Annotated in this window: 19 protein-coding genes; 11 read left to right on the plus strand and 8 right to left on the minus strand. The window is 70.6% G+C overall.

Annotated elements, in window-relative coordinates:
- Positions 1-69: 69 nt before the first annotated feature.
- From MKK55_RS03615 to MKK55_RS03630, 4 genes are all read right to left on the minus strand, one after another.
- Positions 70-600, minus strand: coding sequence for a DUF1465 family protein (locus MKK55_RS03615; protein ID WP_147728573.1), 531 nt, complete (start codon positions 598-600; stop codon positions 70-72).
- Between the two features lie 271 nt (positions 601-871).
- Complete coding sequence (locus MKK55_RS03620) at positions 872-2,974, minus strand: TonB-dependent receptor family protein (protein WP_243933331.1); 2,103 nt, start codon at positions 2,972-2,974, stop codon at positions 872-874.
- A 118-nt stretch (positions 2,975-3,092) separates the two neighbouring features.
- Positions 3,093-4,061 carry a DUF1775 domain-containing protein gene (locus MKK55_RS03625; protein ID WP_243933333.1) on the minus strand — a complete coding sequence of 323 codons (969 nt, stop codon included), beginning with the start codon at positions 4,059-4,061 and terminating at the stop codon, positions 3,093-3,095.
- A 43-nt stretch (positions 4,062-4,104) separates the two neighbouring features.
- Positions 4,105-4,473, minus strand: coding sequence for a hypothetical protein (locus MKK55_RS03630; protein ID WP_243933335.1), 369 nt, complete (start codon positions 4,471-4,473; stop codon positions 4,105-4,107).
- Between the two features lie 232 nt (positions 4,474-4,705).
- Between MKK55_RS03630 and MKK55_RS03635 the strand changes: the two genes are divergently transcribed.
- The 3 genes from MKK55_RS03635 to MKK55_RS03645 all read left to right on the plus strand — a co-directional run bounded on the left by MKK55_RS03635 (position 4,706) and on the right by MKK55_RS03645 (position 7,553).
- Positions 4,706-6,013, plus strand: a complete 1,308-nt coding sequence (locus tag MKK55_RS03635; RefSeq protein ID WP_243933336.1) for a murein L,D-transpeptidase — start codon at positions 4,706-4,708, stop codon at positions 6,011-6,013.
- Positions 6,014-6,246: 233 nt separating this feature from the next.
- Positions 6,247-6,468 (plus strand): hypothetical protein, encoded by a 222-nt coding sequence (locus tag MKK55_RS03640; RefSeq protein WP_243933337.1) that lies wholly within the window; start codon positions 6,247-6,249, stop codon positions 6,466-6,468.
- 128 nt (positions 6,469-6,596) lie between these two features.
- A complete protein-coding gene (locus MKK55_RS03645; protein ID WP_409566012.1) occupies positions 6,597-7,553 on the plus strand; it encodes a DMT family transporter in 957 nt (318 codons plus the stop codon).
- A gap of 32 nt (positions 7,554-7,585) precedes the next feature.
- Here MKK55_RS03645 and MKK55_RS03650 read toward each other — a convergent pair whose 3' ends face one another.
- Positions 7,586-7,858, minus strand: a complete 273-nt coding sequence (locus tag MKK55_RS03650) for a hypothetical protein (RefSeq protein WP_147841094.1) — start codon at positions 7,856-7,858, stop codon at positions 7,586-7,588.
- A gap of 186 nt (positions 7,859-8,044) precedes the next feature.
- On the minus strand, positions 8,045-8,317 hold the full coding sequence (locus MKK55_RS03655; protein WP_147841093.1) for a hypothetical protein: 273 nt from the start codon (positions 8,315-8,317) through the stop codon (positions 8,045-8,047).
- Between the two features lie 400 nt (positions 8,318-8,717).
- Between MKK55_RS03655 and ileS the strand changes: the two genes are divergently transcribed.
- The 7 genes from ileS (at position 8,718) to MKK55_RS03690 (ending at position 18,133) form a co-directional block, all read left to right on the plus strand.
- On the plus strand, positions 8,718-11,693 hold the full coding sequence (gene ileS / locus MKK55_RS03660; protein ID WP_243933338.1) for an isoleucine--tRNA ligase: 2,976 nt from the start codon (positions 8,718-8,720) through the stop codon (positions 11,691-11,693).
- A 223-nt stretch (positions 11,694-11,916) separates the two neighbouring features.
- Positions 11,917-12,417, plus strand: coding sequence for a signal peptidase II (gene lspA / locus MKK55_RS03665; RefSeq protein WP_243933339.1), 501 nt, complete (start codon positions 11,917-11,919; stop codon positions 12,415-12,417).
- A 158-nt stretch (positions 12,418-12,575) separates the two neighbouring features.
- The gene (locus tag MKK55_RS03670; RefSeq protein WP_313898923.1) at positions 12,576-13,247 is read left to right on the plus strand and encodes a hypothetical protein; all 672 of its coding nucleotides are present in this window, start codon (positions 12,576-12,578) and stop codon (positions 13,245-13,247) included.
- Between the two features lie 178 nt (positions 13,248-13,425).
- Positions 13,426-14,826: a M16 family metallopeptidase gene (locus MKK55_RS03675; RefSeq protein WP_243933340.1), complete on the plus strand. Its 1,401-nt coding sequence runs from the start codon at positions 13,426-13,428 to the stop codon at positions 14,824-14,826.
- A gap of 60 nt (positions 14,827-14,886) precedes the next feature.
- Positions 14,887-16,185: a M16 family metallopeptidase gene (locus tag MKK55_RS03680; protein WP_243933341.1), complete on the plus strand. Its 1,299-nt coding sequence runs from the start codon at positions 14,887-14,889 to the stop codon at positions 16,183-16,185.
- Between the two features lie 104 nt (positions 16,186-16,289).
- On the plus strand, positions 16,290-17,222 hold the full coding sequence (locus tag MKK55_RS03685) for a ring-cleaving dioxygenase (protein ID WP_243933403.1): 933 nt from the start codon (positions 16,290-16,292) through the stop codon (positions 17,220-17,222).
- Between the two features lie 137 nt (positions 17,223-17,359).
- On the plus strand, positions 17,360-18,133 hold the full coding sequence (locus MKK55_RS03690; RefSeq protein WP_147726273.1) for a ferredoxin--NADP reductase: 774 nt from the start codon (positions 17,360-17,362) through the stop codon (positions 18,131-18,133).
- Positions 18,134-18,334: 201 nt separating this feature from the next.
- Here MKK55_RS03690 and MKK55_RS03695 read toward each other — a convergent pair whose 3' ends face one another.
- Positions 18,335-21,271: a response regulator gene (locus tag MKK55_RS03695; protein ID WP_243933343.1), complete on the minus strand. Its 2,937-nt coding sequence runs from the start codon at positions 21,269-21,271 to the stop codon at positions 18,335-18,337.
- Positions 21,272-21,460: 189 nt separating this feature from the next.
- On the minus strand, positions 21,461-22,690 hold the full coding sequence (zapE, locus tag MKK55_RS03700) for a cell division protein ZapE (protein WP_243933345.1): 1,230 nt from the start codon (positions 22,688-22,690) through the stop codon (positions 21,461-21,463).
- Positions 22,691-22,976: 286 nt separating this feature from the next.
- Here zapE and MKK55_RS03705 point away from each other — a divergent pair, with 286 nt between their 5' ends.
- Positions 22,977-23,567: a GNAT family N-acetyltransferase gene (locus tag MKK55_RS03705; protein ID WP_243933347.1), complete on the plus strand. Its 591-nt coding sequence runs from the start codon at positions 22,977-22,979 to the stop codon at positions 23,565-23,567.
- Positions 23,568-23,582: the final 15 nt, after the last annotated feature.

The following is a 23,582-nucleotide window of genomic DNA, read 5'->3' on the forward strand; positions in this document are numbered from 1 at the left end:
GCTGGGGCCGGATCAACGCGAGAAGGGCGGCACCGCGGTGCCGCCCTTCTCGCGTTCTGGGTGTTCCGCTCAGGCCTGCAGACCGGGAAAGGCCGAGCGCAGGCGGTTCTGCTGGACGGCGACCGGGCTCTCGACGGCGGCCGGCGTCGGGCGGTCGTCGGAGATCAGGCCGTCGAGGTGCAGGATGCGGGCGTGCAGCCGGCGGGCGCGCAGGATCAGGTTCTGCAGCCGGACCGGCAGGAGCGTGAAGCTCTCGGCCTTCGGCGCCTCGGTCGCGGCGAGCCGCACGCGGTTCTTCTCCTGCAAGGCCTGGCTCGCGGTGAGCTCGCCCTCGGACACCGCGCGCTGCACCAGCAGCCAGGACGCGATCTGCATCAGCAGGGTGGTGAGCCGCATGCTCTCCGAGGCGTAGGACAGGGTTGCGTCCCGCGAGATCAGGCGCGACTCGTCGCGGCCCTCGCCGTCGAGATACGCCGCGGTCTCCTCCACCAGCGCCATGCCGTCGTGGAAGAGCGTCCGGAAGGCGTCGGACGTGACGTAGGTCCGTCCGAAATCGACCCAATCCCGTTCGTCCCGGAACGTGACGTCGTACCCGTTCATCCTGCCTCCTGCGTCGCTGTCGGGGCCCGTCGTCGTTCCGTCTTGGAACGCTCCCGGCCTGTCCGCGACCCTTGCCGCAATCCTAGCGCCGAACGGAGGTCCCGCCGCGACAACCGAAAGGTAACCTTAATCGCGTCCGCGCACGTTCCACCGGAATGTCGAGATCGGGCGGCGAGGCAGTACCGCGCGGTCGATGCGCGATGACGAATGGCGGATACGACATGGGACAACATTGAGGCTGTAAGTCGACGTGCCGCACTATGCCGGCTCGTCAGAACGCCGCGCGCACGCCGCCGAACACCGACCGCCCGGCCCCCGGATAGAACGCCACCGGGCCGCCGGCCACGGCACCGGCGTTCGCGACCACGGTGATGTCGGAGACGTAGCGGGCATCGAGCAGGTTGCGGGCGTCGACGAACAGCGAGACGCCGTTCGCGAAGTCGATCCCGGCCTGCACGTTGAGCAGAGCGTATCCCGGCACCTTCAAGGTGTTGGCGTGGTCGGCGAACGCGCCCTGAGGCACCCAGTCGACCGACGGGGCAATGTGGAAGCCGCTCGGGTGGACGTAGCTCACCACCGTGCGCAGCACGTCCTGGGGCAGGCCGGCGATGCGGTTGTTGCCGTAGACGGGATCGCCGACGAAGCGGAAGTCGTTGTGCGTCCAGATCTGGGACAGGCTCAGCCGGTCACCGACGCCCGACAGGTCGCGGGCGAGGTCGAGGCCGAAGGCGGCCTCGACGCCCTGGTGCCGGGTGCGTGGCGCGTTGAAGGTCGCCGCCGGCAGGTTGATCGCCGCGCCGAGCGCGGTGTTGAAGTTGATCAGCTCGTCCCGGATGTCGGCACGATACAGGGTCACGTCCCAGGTCAGGCGGTCGATCCGTCCGCGAGAGCCGGCCTCGTAAGTCCAGGCGCGCTGGGCCTGGAGGGGGACGAAGGTGGTGCGCAAGATGTTGGTCTGCACGAGGTCGCCGAAATCCGGCACGTCGCGCGAGCGCGTAACGTCGCCGAACACCTGGATCTCGGGCAACGGCTGCCACAGCAGGCCGAGCTTCGGGTTCACCCCCTCGTAGGTCTCGTCGGCGAACTGCACGTTCGGGCTCGCCGCGAGGCCGCCCTTGTTGCTGTAGGTGCGGTTGGACGAGAACGCCTTGGCGCCGGTCATCAGGGCCACGTCCGGCAGGAACCAGAACCGGTTCTCGCCATAGGCCTCGAGGTTCGAGGCGCTCTGCAGGGCGTTGAGGGTCTGCGCGCCGCGCTGGCCCTGGACGTTGACGAATTGCAGCGCCGAGTTCTGCCCAGCGAAGGCACGCAGGCCCAGGATCGTGTCGTTGCGGAAGCCGCCGAGGTCGAACGTGCCGGCCCAGTGCGGGCTGATGCCGTAGGTCCAGCCGTCCTGGTCGATCGCCTGGAAGATCGGATGGTAGAGCGATTTGTGGATCGCCCAGGTGTCGACGTCGAGCTTTCCCACGTCGAGGACGAAGCTGGTGCGGTTGGCGATGCGCTCGGTCTCGACCTTGCGCGACTGGTTTCCGGCGATCGCGGCGGCGTTGGCCAGCGTCGGATTGTTCAGCGCGTCGGACAGGCTCAGCGTGCCGGGCAGCTTCTGGTCGGTCAGGTAGATGCCCGCGAAGAACCGCGTCTCGACGCCCGGCGCCAGCTGGTAGCCGAGGTTGGCGTTGAAGTTCTGCGTCCGCTGGGTCTCGTGGTCGCGGAAGCCGTCGGCATTGGTGATGGTGCCGTTCACCAGCACATCGACCGGTCCCGAGATCCGCGAGGCCTGGAAGTTCTCGCGGATCGTGCCGAAGCTGCCACCGTCGATCCGGACGATGTTGGGCGCGAACGCGGTGTAGGCGGTCGGCGTCACGGCGTTGATCGCGCCGCCTAGCGTCGTCGCGCCGAAGGTGAGGGCGTTTCCGCCCTTGTAGACCTCGACCGAACGCAGCGCCAACGGATCAATCTGGTAGAAGTCGCCGCTTCCGTCGGCGAGGTTGAACGGGATGCCGTCCTGAAGAAGCTCGATGCCGCGCAGGTGGAACCCGCGCGCGATGCCCGACCCGCGCACCGACAGACGAAGTTCCTGCCCGTAGCGCTCCTGGACCGCGACGCCGGGCGTGTCCTTGAGCACGTCGCGCAGGGTGTTGGCGTAGCGGTCCTGGAAGCTCGCCGCGTCGACGAAGGCCACCGACCCGACCGTCGCGTTCAGAGCCGCGCGCTGCTCGGCGACGCTCGGGACGGTGACCGAACCCGCCGCGGCACCGCTGACCGAAAGCTCGGGCAGCACGACGGCATCCGACGGCTCCTGCCCCCGGGAGGGCAGGGCGGCGGACAGCAGGACGGCGAGCGCCAGGGCGCCCGTTTCGACGGGACGGGACATGCGAGACACCTTCCGACGGCCGCCGGGCGCGCGTCGGCGCGGGCAGGCACGTCCGGACTGGATGGAGAGGGCGACGCCGACGCGGATCCCGAGCGGATGCGCGCGGCGTCGGCGCGGATCAGTGGTGGGCGTGACCCGCGGGCGGTGCGGCGGGCGCCTGGGCGCCGATCGGCGCGACCGTGAACGTCACCGGCACGGTGCCGGCGCGCGCGAAGGTCAACGTGCCGGCGACCGTCTCGCCGGCCTTCGGGCTCGCGGTCAGATCTTCGAACATCAGGTGCAGGCCGCCGGGGGCCAGCGTCACGGTCTCGCCGGGCCTGATCGTCAGGCCGGCCTCGACCGGCGCCATCCGCATCACGCCGCCGTCCATCGACATGCTGTGGATCGTGCCGCGCCGCGCGAGCGGGATCGCGGCCGCGATCAGGGTGTCGGGCACGGTGCCAGCGTTGGTGATGCTGACGTAGCCGCCGGCGACGGTGGCGCCGGCGGGCGTCGCGCGCAGCCAGGGCGTGGCGATGGTGAGGTCGCCGGCCTTGATCGCGGCCGGCGCCGCGTCGGGCTGGGCCGCCGCGACGATCCGCACCGACGGCGCCGGCGACTTCAGGTCCCGGGCGGTCTGGCCGGGACCGGGGATCTCGCTCCAGCGGTAGCCGCCGCCATCGCAATCCTGCTCGACCGGAAAGTACGCGGTCGCGCCCGGCGCGAAGGTGTCGGAGACCCGGGCGAAGAAGGTGAACTCGTCGATCTGGTCGTCCGGCAGGGCGCCGCCGGTCCAGGTGATCGCCGTGACGCCCTCGGACACCATTCCGTGGAAGGACTGGTAGGGCCTGGCGTAGGCGCCCCGCGTCGTCGTCACCTGCCAGCCGGGCTTCGGCATCGGCTTGGCGCCGACCATCCCCTCCGGGATGGTGACCCTGACCCGCGTGGTGGGCCGGCCGTCGCAGCCGTGGTTGATCTGCACGACGCCGCGATAGGCCGCGTTGGGGCTGGCCTCCTTGCGGTCGAGGGTGGCGTGGGCGAAGGCGCCCGGGCCGGGCAGGACGAAGCCGAGCGCGACGCAGAGGCCGGCACGCGTGATACGGGACATGGCAAAGCTACCGTCTGGCTGAAGGGATCGGGCGGCGATCGGTTCAGGCGACGGGCGGACCTCGCGGATGGGCGATGGCGCGGGGCGGCGCACGCGGGGCGTTCGCGGCGGCCCGCCAGAACGCGGTGGTGGCGACGCGGCCTTGCGGCCAGATGATCGTCGCGGCGGTGTCGCGAGGCGCCAACGCGTCGGCCACGTGGTGGGCGGCGGTGCAGCAATCGGCGTGGACGTGAGGCGTGTCCGGCGAGGGATCGCCGGCGGCGGCAGCGCCCGATAGGCACAGGGCATGGACGTCGCCGGCCATCGGCGTCGGCATCAGGCCGCCGAGGAAGCCCTGCAGGACGAACGCGTAGAGCGCGATCACGGCGGTGATCGCGCGCAGAGGTCTCGTCCTGTGGCTCCCGGGCGTCATGCCGACCCTGTCCGGCGACCGCGTCGCGTCTTCCGATTCCTTGGCACGGCTGGGCCGATTCCGCTGTGGCACGGAGGACGCACGCACCCGTGATGTGCGGGCACGCACCGGCACGCCACAATAAAGCCCGGTCGCCATGGAGTCTTAACCGTACCCGGACACCTTGGGCCCAAGGGAGACGGCGGCACAGCGCCCGCTCCACTTCGCCCATCCATGGACCAGAGCCACCACGATGCTCATTCAGGCTACCTCCCGCGCGACCCTGAGCCTCGCGCTCCTCGGAACCGTCGCCCTCGTCGCCCCGGCTTCGGCGCGCGAGCAGGCCGGCGCCGGCTATGCCCAGGCCGAGTGGGCGCAGGACTACGCCTCGCCCGCCGCGATGCAGGTCCAGCGCTCGTCGACGCCGATCCTGTCGCCGCAGACGGTGGCGGCCACCGAGCAGATGGTCGAGCGCTACAAGGAGATCGTCTCCCGCGGCGGCTGGAAGCCGGTCTCCGGTGCCGACCGCCTGCGCATCGGCGCCCGCGGCGCGGTGGTCGGGGCCGTGCGCCAGCGCCTGATCGTGACCGGCGACATCGACCCGGTGGCCGGCAATTCCGGCGTGTACGATTCCTACGTCGCCGCCGGCGTGAAGCGCTTCCAGGCCCGCCACGGCCTGAGCCAGACCGGCACGATGAGCATGGCGACGCAGCAGGCCATGAACGTGCCGGCCGACATCCGCCTGCGCCAGCTCGAGATCAACGCGGTGCGCCTGCGCTCCTACTCGGGCAACCTCGGGCAGCGCTTCGTCATCACCAACATCCCGGCCGCCCTGGTTCAGACGGTCGAGAACGGTCAGGTCGTGACGCTGCACGCCGCCGGCGTCGGCAAGATCGACCGCCAGTCGCCGATCATGAACACCAAGGCGACGCAGATCAACTTCAACCCCTTCTGGACGGTCCCGGCTTCCATCGTGAAGAAGGACCTCATCCCCAAGATGCAGAAGGATCCGAACTACCTCACCGACAACAAGATCCGCATCTTCTCCGGCGAGGCCGAGATCCAGCCGAGCCAGGTCAACTGGAACTCGGACGAGGGCACGCGCTACCGCTACCGCCAGGATTCAGGCGCCGACTTCAACTCGATGGGCATCGTGCGCATCAACATCCCGAACCCGTACGGCGTGTTCATGCACGACACGAACACGAAGGGCGTGTTCGGCGACGACTTCCGCTTCATCTCCTCGGGCTGCGTCCGCGTTCAGAACGTGCGCGAGTACATCACCTGGCTCCTGAAGGACACGCCCGGCTGGGGTCGCGAGCAGGTCGAGCAGGCGATCGAGAGCGGCAAGCGCGTCGACGCCACGCTGTCCTCGCCGGTGCCGGTCTACTGGACCTACATCACCGCCTGGGCGACGCCGGACGGCCTCGTGCAGTTCCGCGACGACATCTACAAGCGCGACGGCGTGAACGTGCCCTCGACGATCGGCGCGCCGACGCCGGTCGCCAGCGCCGAATCGACCGCTCCGCAGAGCTTCGAGCCGGGCGACGAGGAGAACTAGCCCCGACGCCTCGGGCGCCGGCAAGACCCGCGGACGAGCCCCAGAACATGACCGACGCGCGGCCCGTATCCCACCGGATGCGGGCCGTTCTCGTTTGCCACGTGGGTCGCTGATTCTGAGAGCCTGGACGCAGAGACAAAAATTCGGGACGCACAGCCATCGCGGGCAGGCCCACGCTCACTCTAGGACTTTCATCAGGCGCTACGTCCGCATGATGAGTGAGAAGACGTCGAATGCAACATACGGCATCGATTCCGGCCTGGGTCGCCCGTCGCGGCTGGAGCCGGAGAAACCGGGTCTGGGTCCGCCTGTGGCTCGATCGCAAGCCCAAGGGCAACCGCTCGACCGCCGAGCCCACCGAACCTCAGGTCGCGAGCGCGACGATCCTGCCGTTCACGCGCGAGCAGAATCGAACCGAGCCGACCCCGCGTCGGCAGCGGGCGCAAGACAGGTGACGCCGGCGGCCCCGCGTCGGCGACACGGCGCGGGTGCGGACGGACGGGTGCCCGCCGTCGCGTCGACCGGCTAAGGTCCACCGAACTCGGCGGCCCGAAGGTCCAAGGCGATTTCCTCCAGCAAGGCGATACGAGCCGACGCGGTCTGCGCGTCGCGCGAGGCGGCGGCCGGCCCCGACGGCGAACGCGGGACGCGGCCGGACAGGCGGCGCCTCGTCGGCATCGCGCTGATGTGCGGAACGCTGGCGTTCTTCGCCTGCCTCGACGCATCGGCGAAGGTGCTGGCCCGTTCCGGCGTCGACCCGCTGCTCACCACCTTTATGCGCTACGGCGTGAGCGTGGCGCTGATCTCGGTGTTCCTCAACCCGGTGACGACCCCGGCCGTCATGCGCAGCCGCCGCCTCGGCCTGCAGGTGGTGCGCTCGCTGTTGCTGTTCGGATCGACGGCGCTGAACTTCTTCGCGCTCCGCCACCTCCAGCTCGCCGAGACCCTGTCGATCCAGTTCGCGGCACCGCTTACCGTCGCGCTGCTCGCCGACCCGCTGCTCGGCGAATGGTCGTCACCCAGGCGCATGGCGGCGATCGCGGTCGGCTTCCTCGGCGTGCTGGTGATCGTGCGGCCCGGCCTCGGCCAGGTTCACCCGGCAGTCCTGCTCAGCCTCGGCAACATGCTCTGCTACGCGCTCTACATCCTCGCGACACGCAAGCTCGCTGCGCATGATTCGACCGCGACGACGATGGTCTATTCCGGCTTGGCCGGCCTCGGGCTGATGACGCCGCTGCTGCCGTGGATCTGGACCAGCCCGGCCTCCCTCACGGTGTGGGCGCTGCTGGTCGGCATCGGCCTGTTCGGGACGATGGGGCACTGGCTGCTGATTCTGGCGCATGCGCGGGCGCCGGCCAACGTGCTCGCGCCGTTCCTGTACACGCAGCTGCTCTGGTCGCTGACGCTCGGCTACCTGCTGTTCGGCGACGTTCCGAACCGCTGGACCGTGCTCGGCGCGGCGGTCATCGTCGGCTCGGGCCTCTACCTGCTCGCCCACGACGCGATGGCGCAACGAAAAGGGCCGGCCACCCGAGGGTGACCGGCCCGTTCTAAGACGACGCTGCGTCGGGCTTAGCGGCCCATGCGCTCGCGACGCTCCATCCGCTCCTCGCGACGGTCCTCGCGATCGCGGCGATCCGCCTCCGGATCGACGCCGAGGACGCCGCCCACGGTGCCGGTGGCCGCACCGACGGCGCCGCCGACCACGCCGCCGATCGGGCCGGCCGCGCGGTTGCCGTCCTCGACGCCGCGCTCGGCGCCGCGGACGGTGCCCTGGGCTTGCGCCGTGGCGGAGAGGGCCAGCGGCGAGAGCACGAGGGTCGTGGCGATCAGCAATGTCTTCATGGTGTCGGATCCTTGATCGAGTTTCGAGAATGTCCCGGCCGCGCGATCGGCTGGCTCCGGGTCCGTGACGGATCAACGGGCGAAACCGCGAAAGGTCGCAATTTTCCTAGATCCGGCTCCGGATCGAGGCGGAAACGGCTTTCAATCCGGGCCGGACGCTTTCAGTCCGGGCCGGACCTCGACGTCTCAGCGGCGGTGGCGGCGATGATGCCGGACGGCGCGGCGCGAGCGCAGGTCGGTGCGGTAGGCGCGCCGGCCGGGATCGATCCCGAGCGCGCCGTTGACAGTTCCGACGGCACCGCCGACCGCTCCGCCGACCACGCCGCCCACCGGCCCGCCGACGCGGTTGCCCTCGGCCGAGCCGCGCTGCACGCCGCCGACGAGGCCCTGCGCCTGCGCGGGGCCGGCGATGGCGAAGGCGGAAACGGCGAGCGTCGCGGCGATCAGGAGATGTCTCATGGCGTGCATCCTGTCTTGATGGTCCGTCGCGTCTCGGACCCGCGCCGGGCAGGCCGGCGCGGCGGAACGCGTGGGATGGCAACGAACGCGCCGCGATTTGGTGGCAGCGGCTCGGGATGTGGCGTGGCGATGTGGTGAATCGGCATCGCTTAGCGGCACGCGCGCATCCGCTGGCCTCCGCTCGCGCCCGCTGCTAGAACGCCGCCCATGCGCAGCGCCGACGCCTGTCTCCGTCTTCGAATTATGGGCCCGGCCGCCGCGTGAGCGCCGCGCCCGCGCGGCTGCGCGGAGGCCGGGATCGTCACGGGAGCCACCGCTTCCATCGCCCCTAGCGCCGTGACAGGCGCGGGCCTCCGCAGAGCCCGCACGCGCGCCGCCCGTATCCAGGACGCCCGACCCCATGACCGACGAGACCCAAGCCGAAGCCCCGGCCGGCCGCGACTATTCGAAGACCCTCTACCTGCCGCAGACCGATTTTCCGATGCGGGCGGGCCTGCCGACCCGCGAGCCGCTGCTGCTGGAGCGCTGGAGCACGACCGACCTCTACGGCCAGCTTCGCGCGCAGGCCGCCGGACGGCCGAAATTCGTGCTGCACGACGGGCCGCCCTACGCCAACGGCAACATCCACATCGGCACGGCGCTGAACAAGATCCTCAAGGACGTGATCGTCCGCTCCATGGGCGGCCTCGGCTTCGACGCGAACTACGTGCCGGGCTGGGACTGCCACGGCCTGCCGATCGAGTGGAAGATCGAGGAGCAGTACCGCGCCAAGGGCCGCAACAAGGACGACGTGCCGGTCATCGAGTTCCGCCAGGAATGCCGGACCTTCGCCGGCCACTGGCTCGACGTGCAGCGCGCGGAGTTCAAGCGCCTCGGCGTCACCGGCGACTGGGACCATCCCTACGCCACCATGGCCTATCCGGCGGAAGCCGCGATCGCCGCCGAGCTGATCAAGTTCTCGATGAGCGGGCAGCTCTATCGCGGCTCGAAGCCGGTGATGTGGTCGGTGGTCGAGAAGACCGCGCTCGCCGAGGCCGAGGTCGAGTACGAGGACCACGTCAGCGACACCATCTTCGCCGCCTTCCCGGTGCGCGAAGGCGCCGTCGCCGACCTGACCGACGCCCGCGTCGTCATCTGGACCACGACGCCCTGGACCATGCCCGGCAACCGCGCCGTCGCCTACTCCAAGCGCGTCGCCTACGGCCTCTATCGCGTCACCGAGGCCGCCGAGGACAACTGGGCCAAGGTCGGCCAGACCTACCTGCTGGCGGACGGTCTTGCCGCGGGCGTCTTCGAGGCCGCGCGCGTCGCAGGCCACGAGCGCCTGCGCGACGTGAGCCCGGCCGAGCTCGACGGCCTCACCCTGTCCCACCCGCTCGCCGGCCGCGGCTACGACTTCGCCGTGCCGATGCTCGACGGCGACCACGTCACCGACGAGGCCGGCACCGGTTTCGTCCACACCGCGCCGGGCCACGGCCGCGAGGATTTCGAGGTCTGGATGGCCAACGGCCGCGCGCTCGCCGAGCGCGGCATCGAGACCCGGATCCCCTACACCGTCGATGCCGACGGCGCGCTGACCAAGGATGCGCCGGGTTTCGAGGGGAAGCGCGTCCTCACCGACAAGGGCGAGAAGGGCGACGCCAACAGGGCCGTGATGGCCGCGCTCCAGGAAGCGGGGACGCTGGTGGCGTCGGGCCGGCTCAAGCACAGCTACCCGCATTCCTGGCGCTCGAAGAAGCCGGTGATCTTCCGCAACACGCCGCAATGGTTCATCGCCATGGACAAGGCGGTGGAGTCGCTCGGCGACCGGACGCTGCGCGAGGTCGCCCTGCAGGCGATCGAGGACACCCAGTGGGTGCCGCCGCAGGGCAAGAACCGGATCAACGGCATGGTCGGCAACCGGCCGGACTGGGTGGTTTCCCGCCAGCGCGCCTGGGGCGTGCCGATCACCGTGTTCGTCAGGAAAGGCACCGGCGAGGTGCTGCGCGACGCGCGCGTGAACGCCCGCATCGTCGGCGCCTTCGCGGCGGAAGGCGCGGACGCGTGGTTCACCGATGCCGACGGTGCCCGCTTCCTCGCTCCCGACCACGACCCGGCGGCGTACGAGAAGGTCACCGACGTCCTCGACGTGTGGTTCGATTCCGGCTCGACCCACGCCTTCGTCCTCGACGACCCGGAGGCGTTCCCGGGTCTCGCCAACGTCGTGCGCCGGCGCGACGGCGGGCAGGACACGGTGATGTATCTGGAGGGGTCGGACCAGCACCGCGGCTGGTTCCAGTCCTCGCTGCTCGAATCGGCCGGCACGCGCGGCCGCGCGCCCTACGACACGGTGCTGACCCACGGCTTCGTCCTCGACGCCAAAGGCCTGAAGATGTCGAAGTCGAAGGGCAACGTCGTCGCGCCGCAGAGCATCATCAAGGATTCCGGCGCCGACATCCTGCGCCTGTGGGTCGCGGCGTCGGACTACACCGACGACCTGCGCATCGGCCCGGAGATCATCAAGACCTTCGCCGAGACCTACCGGAAGCTGCGCAACAGCCTGCGCTGGATGCTCGGCTCGCTCGCCCACCGCGTGGCGGGCGACGACGTGCCGGTGGCGGAGATGCCGGAACTCGAGCGCTTCGTGCTGCATCGGCTGCTCGAGCTCGACGGCGAGATCCGCGAGGCCTACCGCACCTTCGACACCAAGCGGGTGGTCGCGCTGCTGAACAACTTCCTGACCGGCGACCTGTCGTCGTTCTACTTCGACGTGCGCAAGGACGCCCTGTACTGCGACCCGGCCTCGTCGGTCGCCCGCCGGGCCGCGCTTCAGGTGATCGACGAGGCCTTCCGCCGCGTCGTGATCTGGCTGAGCCCGGTCCTCGCCTTCACCGCCGAAGAGGCCTGGCTCGACCGGTTCCCGTCGGAGACCGGGTCGGTCCACCTGCAGACCCTGCCGGAGACGCCCGAGGCTTGGCGCGACGACGGGCTGGCCGCGCGCTGGCAGAAGATCCGTCGCGTCCGCCGGGTCGTGACCGGCGCGCTGGAGATCGAGCGGGCCGCCAAGCGCATCGGCGCGAGCCTGGAGGCGGCCCCCGTGGTCTCCATCGCCGATCCCGAGCTTCTGGCCGCCCTCGACGGCGTCGACTTCGCCGACGTCTGCATCACCTCCGCGATCCGAGTCGAGGCCGGGGAGGGACCGGTCGACGCGTTCCGCCTCGACGAGGTCAAGGGCGTCGCCGTGGTGCCGGCGCGCGCCGAGGGCCGGAAATGCGCGCGATCCTGGCGCGTCACGCCGGAGGTCGGCAACGATCCGGACTATCCTGACGTCACGCCCCGCGACGCCCGCGCCCTGCGGGAGTGGGACGCGGCGCACGCGGCCGCGAGCGCGGCGTGAGCGGATCGGAACCGTCTCTCTCCCCCCTCCGCGGGGGAGGGTGGCCCGCGAAGCGGGTCGGGACAGGGGAGCGCGTGGCCGGCGCGGCGCGCACCGCCGCGGATCCGATCCGGTCTTCCCGGATCTGCGCAACAGCGCCCCGGGATGACGGGGAGGGTGGGGAAACCCCGTTCGCGACCCGTCCGCGTTCCGTCGCCGTCGCGACGGAAGATGGGGCTACCCGATGACGCCCGGGCGCCTCGGACTCCTCGCCCTCCTGACGACGCTGATCCTCGATCAGGCCTCGAAGCTGGGGCTCTACTTCGGTACCGATCTGGTGCTGACCCAGCCCTGGCGCTTCGGCCCCTACGCCGAGTTCGTCGTGGTCTGGAACAGGGGCGTGTCCTACGGCCTGTTCCAGCAGGAGGGCGGCATCGGCCGCTGGCTGCTGGTGGCGCTGTCGCTCGCGGCGGCCCTCGGCCTCAGCGTGTGGATGACCCGCGCCGGTTCGCGCCTGCTCGCGACCGCGCTCGGGCTGATCGCCGGGGGCGCGCTCGGCAACGCGATCGACCGGGCGGCCTACGGCGCGGTGTTCGACTTCGTCCACCTGCATGCCGGGGCCTGGTCCTGGTACGTGTTCAACATCGCCGACGCGGCGATCGTGGCGGGCGTCGTGGGGCTGATCCTCGACAGCGTGCTGCCGGAGCGGGGCCCCGCCCTGCCGGGCGAGCCGCCGCCGGCGTGACCGGGAGACCACATCCACAGCCACCTGTTGCCGGCGGCTGGCCGGGAGCGGTCAAGGCGCCATACGATCGCCGGAAACCGGTCCCAGACCCGAAGCGCCGGATCAGGCCGTCATCCGTGCGGCCGCTTCGAGAACCCCGGAACGGGGATCGGGCATCGGTGGGCAAGCTGCGGGGCATCATGATCGGGTATCGGGAGCTCATTCTCATGGCGGCGGCGGCGATCGCCCTGCCGTCGACGGTCCAGGCCCAGGAAACGGGCGAATTGCTGCGCAACACCTTGAGCGGCATCGGCCTTCTCGAGAAGCCGCAGGCGCCGATCGAGTATCGCGAGCGCGCGCCGCTGGTGATGCCACCCAAGCTCGACGGGAAGTCCCTTCCGGCGCCCCGCGCCGGCGCCGCCTCGGCGCAATGGCCCAAGGAACCCGAGGTGGTCGAGCGCGAGCGCGCCGCCGCCGAGCGCCGTCTGCCCAAGGGCAGCCAGGCGCAGGGTCGCTACGAGGACAACAACGCGACGCTCTCGATCGACGAGATGCGGTCCGGCCGGCGCGCCGACGCCAACCTGACCCGCGAGATCGAGCGCAAGCCCGGCGAGAACAGCCGCGAGGATTCCTGGGTCAACCCGCTCGACCTGATCCGGGGGATCGGCAACGAGAAGACGGAGCCAGCGGCGGCCGAGCCGTCGCGCGACGTGCTCACCGACCCGCCCAAGGGCTATCGCCAGCCGCCGCGGAAGATCGTCCGCAACACCACCGACCCGATCAACAACCCGACCCGCGAGCGCGACGAAGCCGATCCGGGTGTCTATCTGCGTGAGCAGCGGGCGCGCTGAGGTGCGGATGTGACACACGGCGCGTCTCGGTTCCGCACGGGACCGGGACTGGCAAATCCGGTACGGGACTTGCCAATTTAGATACGGGACGTGCCATTTTAGACGATGCCTGCGCGCTCGGAGCCCCGCATCGAACCAGAAACGGACGGTCCCTCGGGGCCGCACGAGGGAAGACGGAATGCATCTGCTCAGGAAGGCGACGCCCACCCTGTTCCCGGCCGGCGGCCGTTTCGCGAATGCGGGACGCGCCGAGGCGGCGCCGTTCGGGCGCTCGGAAGCCGGCGGGCCGGAGGTGTCGGCCTTCACCCTCGACAACGGCCTTGACGTGGTGGTGGTGCCCGATCACCGCGCGCCCGTCGTCACCCACATGATTTGGTATCGCAACGGCTCGGCCGACGATCCGCTCGGCCAGTCGGGCATCGCCCACTTCCTCGAGCACCTGATGTTCAAGGGCACCGAGAAGCACCCGGTCGGCGCCTTCTCCAAGGCCGTCTCCGGCCTCGGCGGCCAGGAGAACGCCTTCACCTCCTACGACTACACCGCCTATTTCCAGCGCGTCGCCCGCGACAACCTCGACACGATGATGGCGTTCGAGGCCGACCGCATGACCGGCCTCGTCCTCGACGACGCGGTGGTGGCGCCGGAGCGCGACGTGGTGCTCGAGGAGCGCCGCATGCGGGTCGAGACCGACCCGTCGGCCCAGCTCTCGGAGGCGATGGCCGCCTCGCTCTTCGTGCACCATCCCTACGGCATCCCGATCATCGGCTGGATGCACGAGATCGAGGAGCTGAACCGCGGCCACGCCCTCGACTACTACAAGCGCTTCTACACCCCCGAGAACGCGATCCTGGTGGTCGCCGGCGACGTGACGCCCGACGAGGTCCGGCGCCTGGCCGAGGCGACCTACGGGCGCGTCGCGCCGCAGGGCGCCCGCCCGATCCGCGTCCGTGCCCGCGAGCCGGAGCCGAAGGCGCTGCGCCGCCTCGCGGTGGCGGACCCGAAGGTCGAGCAGCCGACGCTGCAGCGGCTCTATCTCACCCCGTCCTGCATCACCGCCCGCGACGGCGGCTGCCACGATCTCGAGCTGCTCGCCGAGGTGCTCGGCGGCGGCTCGACCTCCTATCTCTACCGCAAGCTGGTGATGGAGAGCGGACTCGCGGTCAACGCGGGCGCCTGGTACATGGGCTCGGCGATCGACGACACCCGCTTCTCCGTCTACGCGGTGCCCGGCGAGGGCGTCAGCCTGGAGAAGCTGGAGGCCGAGGTCGACCGCGTGCTGCGGCGCGTGCCGTCGGATGCGCTGAACGCCGAGGCGATCGAGCGGGCCAAGACCCGCCTCGTGGCCGAGACGGTGTATTCCTCCGACAGCCAGTCCTCGCTCGCCCGCATCTACGGTTCCGCGCTCGCCATCGGCGAGACCATCGAGGAAGTGCGGCGCTGGCCGTCCGACATCGAGGGCGTCACCCGGGAGCGCCTGGCCGAGGCGAGCGAGCGCTGGCTGACGCCGTCGCGCTCGGTCACCGGCTACCTCGTCAAGTCCAGCGACCCGGACGCACCGATGGCCATCGCCGCCGAGTAGGGACGTTCGGCCTGCGGCGCCCGGCGCCGCACCCAGACATCAAGAACAACGAGGTCGTCCATGAACTTCGCCGACACCGACCTGGCCGAGAACCCGGTCCGCTCCAAGGCGAGTCCGGCCAAGGCGCTGCCGATCCAGACCGCCGTCGGCATCGAGGCGTGGCACGTCGAATCGCCGGTGGTGCCGATGATCGCCCTGGCCTTCACCTTCGAGGGCGGCGCGGCGCAGGACCCCGAGGGCAAGTCGGGCTGCGCCCAGATGCTGGCACGCCTCCTCGACGAGGGCGCGGGCGATCTCGGCTCCGACGCCTTCCAGGAGCGGCTCGCGGCGCGCGCCATCGAGCTGTCGTTCCATGCCGGCCCCGACGCGATCGGCGGCTCGCTGAAGATGCTGGTCAAGCACGCCGACGAGGCGATCGAGCTGCTGGCCCTGGCGCTCGCAAAGCCGCGCTTCGACGCCGACGCGATCGAGCGGGTCCGCGGCCAGGTGATCGCCGGCCTGCGCTACCAGCAGAACGATCCGGGCGTGATGGCATCGCGCCGCTTCTTCGCCGAAGCGTTCGCCGGGCACGCCTACGGACGCCCGTCCTCGGGCACGATCGAGGCGGTCTCGGCGATCACCCGCGACGACCTCGTGGCGATGCATGCCCGGCTGCTCGGTCGCGGCGCGGTGAAGGTCGCAGCCGTCGGCGCGATCGGCGCCGAGCAGCTCGCCGCGAGCCTCGACCGCGCCTTCGGTGCGCTGCCCGAGGCCGGCGGCCTGCGCGCGATCGAGCGGACCACGGTGGGCGACCTCGGCAAGCGCGTCGTCGTCGATCTCGACGTGCCGCAATCGGTGATCCGCTTCGGCATGGCCGGCGTCGCCTGGCGCGACCCCGACTTCATTCCCGCCTACGTGCTCAACCACATCCTCGGCGGCGGCGCCTTCACCTCACGGCTGTTCCAAGAGGTCCGCGAGAAGCGCGGCCTCGCCTACTCGGTCGGGACCTCGCTGGTCAGCCACCGCTCGGCGGCGATGACCTGGGGCTACACCGCGACCAAGAACGAGCGCGTCGGCGAGGCGCTGTCGGTCATCGGCGACGAGATCAACCGCCTGATCGCCGACGGCCCGGACGACGAGGAGTTGCAGAAGGCCAAGGACTACCTGACCGGCTCCTACGCGCTCGGCTTCGACACCTCGACCAAGATCGCCCACCAGCTGGTGCAGATCGCGTTCGAAGGCCTCGGGATGGACTACATCGAGCGCCGCAACGCCCTGGTATCCTCGGTCACGCAGGACGACATCCGCCGCGCCGGCGCGCGGACCTTCGCCGACGGCCGGATGCTGGTCGTCGCCGCGGGGCGGCCGGTCGGCCTCTGACACAGGCTCGATGACCCCCGTCGTGGGGACTGTTCCATCTCTTCGCGGTGCCGCACGTTTTTTCGCCGGACCGGCGACCGCTTCGACGGAAGATGCTCTCGCCGATGCAGCTCACCGGGATCCACCATCTCACCGCCATCACCGCGCGGGCCGCGGAGAACCACGCGTTCTACACCCGCGTGCTCGGCCTGCGGCTCGTCAAGAAGACGGTGAACCAGGACGACGTCTCGGCCTACCACCTGTTCTACGCCGACGGGCTGGCCTCGCCCGGCACCGACGTGACCTTCTTCGACTGGCCGACGCCGCCCGAGCGACGCGGGACGAACAGCATCACCCGCACGCACCTGCGCGTGGCCGGCCCGGCGGCGATCGACGCCTGGCGCGAGCGCCTCGCGCGGGAGGGCGTGGCCCACTCCGAGCCGGTCGAGCGCGACGAACGCCTGACCCTGGATTTCGAGGATCCGGAAGGCCAGCGCCTGAGCCTCGTCGACGACGGCGGCGCGGGCGATGCGCACCCCTGGGCCGGCAGCCCGGTGATGCCCGAGCATCAGATCCGCGGGCTCGGCCCGATCCGCCTCGCCGTCGCTCAGCCGGAGCGGACCGGCTCGGTGCTCGTGGACGTCCTCGGGATGCGGCATGATCGCAGCTTCGAGGCGCCTGAGGGAACGGTCCACGTCTTCGCCATGGGGGAGGGCGGGTCGGCCGCCGAGGTGCAGCTCGTCGGCGACGCCTCCGCCCCCGCCCGCCAGGGCGCCGGCGCGGTGCACCACGTCGCCTTCCGAATCCCCGATGCGGATTACGCAGCCTGGGCCGACCGGCTCAAGGTGCGGCGGATGCCGTCGAGCGGTCCGGTCGACCGCTACTACTTCCGCAGCCTGTATTTCCGCGAGCCGAACGGCATCCTGTTCGAGATCGCCACCGACGGCCCCGGCTTCACCGCGGACGAGCCGCTCGACCGGCTCGGTCAGGGCCTCGCCCTGCCGCCGTTCCTCGAGCCGCGGCGCGCCGAGATCGAGGCCGGGCTGAAGCCGCTCTAGGTCGGATCGCCGCGGGTATTAAGAGCGATTCCAATCAGTTGCGGTTGCATGGCTGTGTGTCGTCGGCGCGTCTTGACCTGCGTTCCGCACCTGCGAAAAGACCGCCAAACCCATCGGGATTCGGGACACCTCAGTCGATGAGCAAGTTCTACGAGGAGCGCGTTCTGTCGGTCCACCACTGGACCGACACGCTCTTCTCCTTCCGCACGACCCGCGATCCGGCCTTCCGCTTCCGGAACGGCGAGTTTACGATGATCGGCATCGAGGTCGAAGGCCGGCCGCTGCTGCGCGCCTACAGCGTCGTCTCGGCCAACTACGAGGAGGAGCTGGAATTCTTCTCGATCAAGGTCGAGGCCGGCCCGCTCACCTCGAAGCTGCAGCACCTCAAGGTCGGCGACCCGATCATCGTCGGCAAGAAGCCCACCGGCACGCTGGTGCTCGACAACCTGCTTCCGGGCAAGAACCTCTACCTCCTCGGCACCGGCACCGGGCTCGCGCCCTTCATGTCGATCATCAAGGACCCGGAGACCTACGAGCGCTTCGAGAAGGTCGTGCTCGTCCACGGCTGCCGGCAGGTGCAGGAGCTCGCCTACGGCGAGACCATCACCGAGAGCCTGCCGAAGCACGAGTTCCTCGGCGAAATGATCAGCGCGCAGCTGATCTACTACCCGACCGTGACCCGCGAGCCGTTCCGCAACCGCGGCCGCATCACCGACCTGATGACTTCGGGCAAGCTGTTCGAGGATATCGGCCTGCCGAACATGTCGGTCGAGAACGACCGCTTCATGCTCTGCGGCAGCCCCGACATGATCCGCGACACCCGCGAGCTGCTGACCAACGGCGGCTACGAGGAGGGCAACCACGGCGAGGCCGGTCACTACGTGATCGAGAAGGCCTTCGTCGAGAAGTAGGGTCTTCCGGGACCCGCCGAGAACCACCGTCGTCGTCCCGGCTCGGCGCAGCGGAGCCCGGGATCCAGAACCGCCGAGGGCGCAAGCTGGAGCACGACCTGCGGTTCCGGAGCCCGGGTTCGCCTTCGGCGCCCCGGGATGACGGGGAGGGCATGGCCACCGTGATCGCTCGCGCGATCGTTTCGGGCAGCTGCGCCCTTCTCAATCCTGCGCCGGAATCCCCACCAGACCCCGCACCTCCTGAGCCAGGTCCGACAGGCTGACCGAGCCCTTGCTGATCACCCGGTCCGCCTGCCCGGCGAGCCGGCGTCGGTCCTCGGCCGTGATGTCCTTGGCGGTGAGCACCACCACGGGGATGTCGCGCCACTCCGCCCGCGTCCGCAGGGCGCGCAGGAAGCCGAAGCCGTCCATCTCCGGCATCATCAGGTCCAGGAGAACGAGGGCGGGCTTCTCCCGCGCCACCTCCTCCAGCGCGATTTTGCCGTGCTCGGCCGAGCGCACCGGAAAGCCCTCGCGTTCCAGGAAGGTCGTCACGCGCTCGCGGGCGTCGGGATCGTCCTCGACGACGAGGATCGGTCCCTCGGCATTGCCGGGGCGGAACCGGTCGGTGACGGCCTTGAGGTGCCCCCACTCGATCGGCTTGTGCAGGTAGTCGGTGGCGCCGAGCGAGAAGGCGAGGTTCTGCTCGTCGAGCACCGTCACCATGATGATCGGCGTCGCGCCGAGTTCAGGGTCGGCCCGGAGCGCGCGCAGCACCGACCAGCCGTCCATCCGCGGCATGGTCACGTCGAGGAGGATCGCGCGGGGGCGCAGGGCCCTGGCCCGTTCCAGGCCCTGGCGTCCGTCCTCCGCCGTGGAGACCACGAAGCCCTCCTTCTCGAGGAAGCGCGCGAGCAGGTCGCGCGTCGCCGCATCGTCGTCGATGACGAGGATGCGGTTTCCCACCGCCGTATCCTCCCCGTGTGCCGCTCCGGCGTCGGGGCCGGAGAACTGCGCCGGCAGGATCAGCGTGAAGGTGCTGCCTGCGCCTTCGCGGCTCGCGACCTCGACGGTGCCGCCCAGCAGCTCGGCGAAGGCGCGGGTGATCGAGAGGCCGAGCCCGGTGCCGCCGAAGCGCCGGGTCGTGGAGGCGTCGGCCTGGGTGAAGCGCTCGAACAGCCGCCCGACCTGCTCGTCGGTCATGCCGATCCCCGTATCGCTGACCGCGAAGCAGAGCCTGGCCTCCGCATCGCGCGTCACGGTAAGGCCGATGCGGCCATTCTCGGTGAACTTCGCCGCGTTGCTCAGAAGGTTGATCAGGCACTGGCGCAGCTTGGTCACGTCGGTATGCGCCGTGCCGACGTCCTCGGCGATCGTCAGGTCGAGAGCGTTCTCCTTCTTGGCGATCAGACCCTCGACCGTGGCGGCGACCTCGGCCACGACCTCGGCGACGGAGAAGTCCTCGGCGTAGATCTCCACGCGCTCGGCCTCGATCTTCGACAGGTCGAGGACGTCGTTGATCAGCCCGAGAAGGTGGCGGGCGTTCGACTCGATCTTCTTCATGTCGGCGATCAGCGAGGGCTCGCCGAGGTCTTCCAGCTCCTCCTGCAGCATCTCGGAATAGCCGATCACCGCAGACAGCGGCGTGCGCAGCTCGTGGCTCATGTTAGCCAGGAACTGGCTCTTGGCGCGGCTGGCGTCCTCCGCCGCCTGACGAGCCGCCTCGACGGCGGCCTCGGCCGCCTTGCGCTCGGTGATGTCGGTATGCGTGCCGACCCATTCCCGCAGGCGCCCGTCCTCGGCGAGGATCGGCACGGCGCGCACCGCCATGTGGCGGTACTCGCCGTCGGCCCGGCGCAGGCGGTGCTCGGTCTCGTAGGGCTGCAGCGTCGAGACCGCCACGGTCCAGGCCTCGGCCGTATGCGCCCGGTCGTCCACGTGGATCGCGTCGAGGAAGCCCTCCCCGCCATAGGCCGCGTCGTCCTGGCCGGTGAAGCGCGTCCAGGAGGCCTGCCGCGGGTGCAAGGTACCCTCGGCCGTCGCGGTCCAGACGATTGACGCGCTCGCCTCGATCAGCGAGCGGAAGCGCTCCTCGCTGCGGCGCATGCGCTCCTCGACCATCCAGCGCAGGGTCTCGTCGAGAACGACGATGCCGACGCCCTCGATCGCCGGCTCGACCTCAGAGGAGGTGCCGCGGAGGGGATAGAAGCTCATCGAGAAGCGGCGCACGCCGCCGGGGGCCGAGGGCGTCGGGACGGCGACCGGCACGTCGGGCGTCACCAGCCCTTCGTGGAGGGCCGCGGCGAGCTTCGGACCCAGGGCGTCGGCGAGGGTCGGCAGCATCGCCCAGATCGGGGCGCCGAGATCGGCGCCGAAGCCGCGCTCGCTCATCACCGCCAGCGCCCGGTTCATGTGGCGGATCTTGAGATCGCGGTCGAGGAAGCCGAGGCCGACGGGGGCATTGGCGAGCACCCCGTCGAGCAGGCCCGACATCCGCATCGCCTCCCGGCGGCGGACGAGGGCGAGGCGGGCGAGGAGCACGATCGCCACGACCGCGCAGACCGCCGTGAGGATCGACAGCAGCAGGGAACGCGCGGCGTCGCGGCTGCGATCGGCCTCCATCCGCCGGGCGATCGAGGCCTGCAATCCTGCGGTCTCGGCGCGGATCGCGTCCATCTGCTGCTTGCCGACGCCGGTGCGGACGATCTCGGTCGCCGCATCGAAGCTCACGTCCCGCCGCGCGGCGACGACCCGGGCCGCGAAGTCGCGCTTGTCCGCGATGAGAGCGGCAAGGGACGTCCCGCCCTGGCGCAGCGGCACCTGGGCGAGGCTGCCGAGCCCGGTGAGACCGGTGTCGATCGCGCCGAGCGCCTTCTGGTAGGGCTCGAGGTAGACGTCGCCGCCGACGAGGACGTAGCCGCGCTCGCCGGTCTCGAGGTCCTTCACCGCCGAGAGCAGCCGCTCGAGCCCCGAGATCCGGGTGTTTCCGGCCGCGACCGCCGCGCGGCTCGCCTCGCCGCCGACGTAGTTCCAGCCACCTGCCACCAGGGCGACGATCAGGAGGCCGAAGGCGACCGGCGAGCCGAGCAGCCCGGCGAAGGGCCGTGCGCTGCGCCAGTTCGACCGACGCAGGAACGAGATCGATCGGGGGCTCACCACGCGACGACCATCCCGAACCCGCCCCGCATCGCAGCACCACCCGCGGCGAGCGGGTGTTTCGTATCGGTGATCATCTCGGGCGCCTCGGATCGGCCCAGCGACGTGCCGAGGCGACCTGCGCAGACATAGACGGGACGGGGCGGTTGTCGAAGCCTTACCCGTCGAAGCTCGGGCGGCCGCGAAGCCGCATCAGGTCTCGACGAGGCCGGTCGTGGCGCCGGAGGCTTCCGAATCCGCCCGTCCATGCGGCAGGGCGAGGTATTCGGTCGATCGCATCTCGATCAGGCGGGACACGATGCGGTCGAACTCGAAGGCCTCGCGGCCCTCGCGGACCGTGTAGAGGTCCTGCGCTTCCGCCGCGGCCGAGGCGACGAGCTTCACGTGGCGGTCGTACAGGGTGTCGATCAGGGTGATGAAGCGCTTGCACTCGTTGCGGTTCTGCTCGCCCATCACCGGGATGTCCTCGACGATCACCGTGTGGAAGGCCCGGGCGATCGCCATGTAGTCGGAGGCGCCGAGCGGCTGGGCGCAGAGGTCGGCGAAGGAGAACCGGGCGACGCCGGCCGCCTCCTGCGGCACCGGCACGGCGCGGCCGTGCACGGTGATCGTCGCCGACCGGCCCTTGGCCTTCCCGGTCAGCCCCTTGAACGCGGCATCGATCGCGGCCCGGGCCTCCGCGTCCGCGGGCACACGGTAGACCGGTGCGCCGCCGAGCTTCTCCAGGCGGAAATCCGTGCGCGAATCCAGGCGCTGCACCTCGACCCGGTCCTTCAGCTCCTCGACGAAGGGCAGGAACAGCGCGCGGTTGAGGCCGCCCTCGTAGAGGCGGTCCGGCTCGACGTTCGAGGTCGCGACCACCGTCACGCCGCGCCTGAACAGCGCGCCGAACAGCCGGCCGAGGATCATCGCGTCGGCGATGTCGGTGACCGTGAACTCGTCGAAGCACAGCAGCGTCGCCTCGTCGGCGAGCGCGTCGGCGACGGGGCCGATCGGGTCGTCGCCCTTCACCTCGCCGCGCTTCAGCGCCTGGCGGTAGGCGTGGATGCGCTCGTGCGCGTCGGCGAGGAAGCCGTGGAAGTGGACGCGGCGCTTCGGCCCGGGGGCGGCCTCGTGGAACAGGTCCATGAGCATGGTCTTGCCGCGCCCGACCGAGCCCCAGATGTAGAGGCCCTTCGGCGGCCCGACGCTGTCCTTCCGCGAGAACAGCCAGCCGAGCGCGCTGCCCTTCTTGGCGCGACGCCTCCGCTCGAGGTCGAGGACCAGGCGGTCGAGGGCGCGCACCAGCCGCGCCTGGGCCGGGTCGCGCTCGATCGCGCCGGAGGCGATCAGCGCCTCGTAGCGATCGTGGACGGGGCCGGGAGAAAGCGCACCGCTGCGCGCATCGGCGGAGGGCGCATGGCTCGGCGAGGTTGGGCTCACGGCTTCCGGCTCACGACCACGGGATCCTGCTCGGCATCCGCGCGGTGCTGCAACGCGGGACCCGTCCCAACCGTCTGCCGCGCGCGGGCGGGTCGATCAACCCCGCGTCGCACCGCGATGCAACAGAAGTGGTTCCATCCCCTGCATGCATGTCAGCCCTGGCGACGCGATGCGACGACGAATTGTTGCATTGCACAATCGGCTTGGCGGTGCGAGACCCTGCCTGCCTCGAGGGAGGGCACGCCCGGATGCGCGCACCCAGCGCGCCGATACCGGAGACCTGCACATGGCATTGCCCGAGCCGAAACCGGCGGGACACACGATCCGACGCCTGCGCGCGAGCGACCGCGCGCAGATCCTCGCCTACTTCCTGCGCCTGGACCCCGAAACCCGCGCGAACCGGTTCATGGGAAGCGTCGGCGAGGCCGGGATCCGTGCCTATGCCGAGCGCGCCGTCACGGCCGACGGATTGATCTTCGGTGCCTTCGTGTCCGGCACCCTGCGCGGGGTCGCGGAGCTGCGACCGTCCGGCCCGGGTGCGACGCCGCTCGACCTCGGCAGGCAGGCCGAGGCGGCCTTCGCGGTGGAGCGCGCCTACCGGCGTCGCGGCATCGGCGGGGCGCTGTTCGCGCGGATCACGGAAGCGGCGCGCAATCGTGGCGTCGGCGATTTGCACGTGCGGTGCTTGGCCATGAACGGACCGATGCGCCGCCTCGCGATCCGGCACGGCGCCGACTTGCAGGCCAGCGGGACGGAGGCCGAGGCCGCCGTGCACCTCGAACGGCCCACCCCGTTCTCGCTCTGGCACGAGAGCATCGCCGAGGCGTTCGACCTGACGATCGCGGCGCTTCAGTCGCGAAACCCGTCGCCCGCGTGAGAACGATCGCGCCCC

The sequence above is a fragment of the Methylobacterium sp. J-059 genome (genome assembly GCF_022829485.1).
GTDB lineage: Bacteria > Pseudomonadota > Alphaproteobacteria > Rhizobiales > Beijerinckiaceae > Methylobacterium.

What these genes read in the sequence shown, in the direction of transcription:
- MKK55_RS03615 (WP_147728573.1), bottom strand. Translation starts at nt 600, where the DNA reads ATGAACGGGTACGACGTCACGTTCCGGGACGAACGGGATTGGGTCGAT.
- MKK55_RS03620 (WP_243933331.1), bottom strand. Translation starts at nt 2,974, where the DNA reads ATGTCCCGTCCCGTCGAAACGGGCGCCCTGGCGCTCGCCGTCCTGCTG.
- MKK55_RS03625 (WP_243933333.1), bottom strand. Translation starts at nt 4,061, where the DNA reads ATGTCCCGTATCACGCGTGCCGGCCTCTGCGTCGCGCTCGGCTTCGTC.
- MKK55_RS03630 (WP_243933335.1), bottom strand. Translation starts at nt 4,473, where the DNA reads ATGACGCCCGGGAGCCACAGGACGAGACCTCTGCGCGCGATCACCGCC.
- MKK55_RS03635 (WP_243933336.1), top strand. Translation starts at nt 4,706, where the DNA reads ATGCTCATTCAGGCTACCTCCCGCGCGACCCTGAGCCTCGCGCTCCTC.
- MKK55_RS03640 (WP_243933337.1), top strand. Translation starts at nt 6,247, where the DNA reads ATGCAACATACGGCATCGATTCCGGCCTGGGTCGCCCGTCGCGGCTGG.
- MKK55_RS03650 (WP_147841094.1), bottom strand. Translation starts at nt 7,858, where the DNA reads ATGAAGACATTGCTGATCGCCACGACCCTCGTGCTCTCGCCGCTGGCC.
- MKK55_RS03655 (WP_147841093.1), bottom strand. Translation starts at nt 8,317, where the DNA reads ATGAGACATCTCCTGATCGCCGCGACGCTCGCCGTTTCCGCCTTCGCC.
- ileS (WP_243933338.1), top strand. Translation starts at nt 8,718, where the DNA reads ATGACCGACGAGACCCAAGCCGAAGCCCCGGCCGGCCGCGACTATTCG.
- lspA (WP_243933339.1), top strand. Translation starts at nt 11,917, where the DNA reads ATGACGCCCGGGCGCCTCGGACTCCTCGCCCTCCTGACGACGCTGATC.
- MKK55_RS03675 (WP_243933340.1), top strand. Translation starts at nt 13,426, where the DNA reads ATGCATCTGCTCAGGAAGGCGACGCCCACCCTGTTCCCGGCCGGCGGC.
- MKK55_RS03680 (WP_243933341.1), top strand. Translation starts at nt 14,887, where the DNA reads ATGAACTTCGCCGACACCGACCTGGCCGAGAACCCGGTCCGCTCCAAG.
- MKK55_RS03685 (WP_243933403.1), top strand. Translation starts at nt 16,290, where the DNA reads ATGCAGCTCACCGGGATCCACCATCTCACCGCCATCACCGCGCGGGCC.
- MKK55_RS03690 (WP_147726273.1), top strand. Translation starts at nt 17,360, where the DNA reads ATGAGCAAGTTCTACGAGGAGCGCGTTCTGTCGGTCCACCACTGGACC.
- MKK55_RS03705 (WP_243933347.1), top strand. Translation starts at nt 22,977, where the DNA reads ATGGCATTGCCCGAGCCGAAACCGGCGGGACACACGATCCGACGCCTG.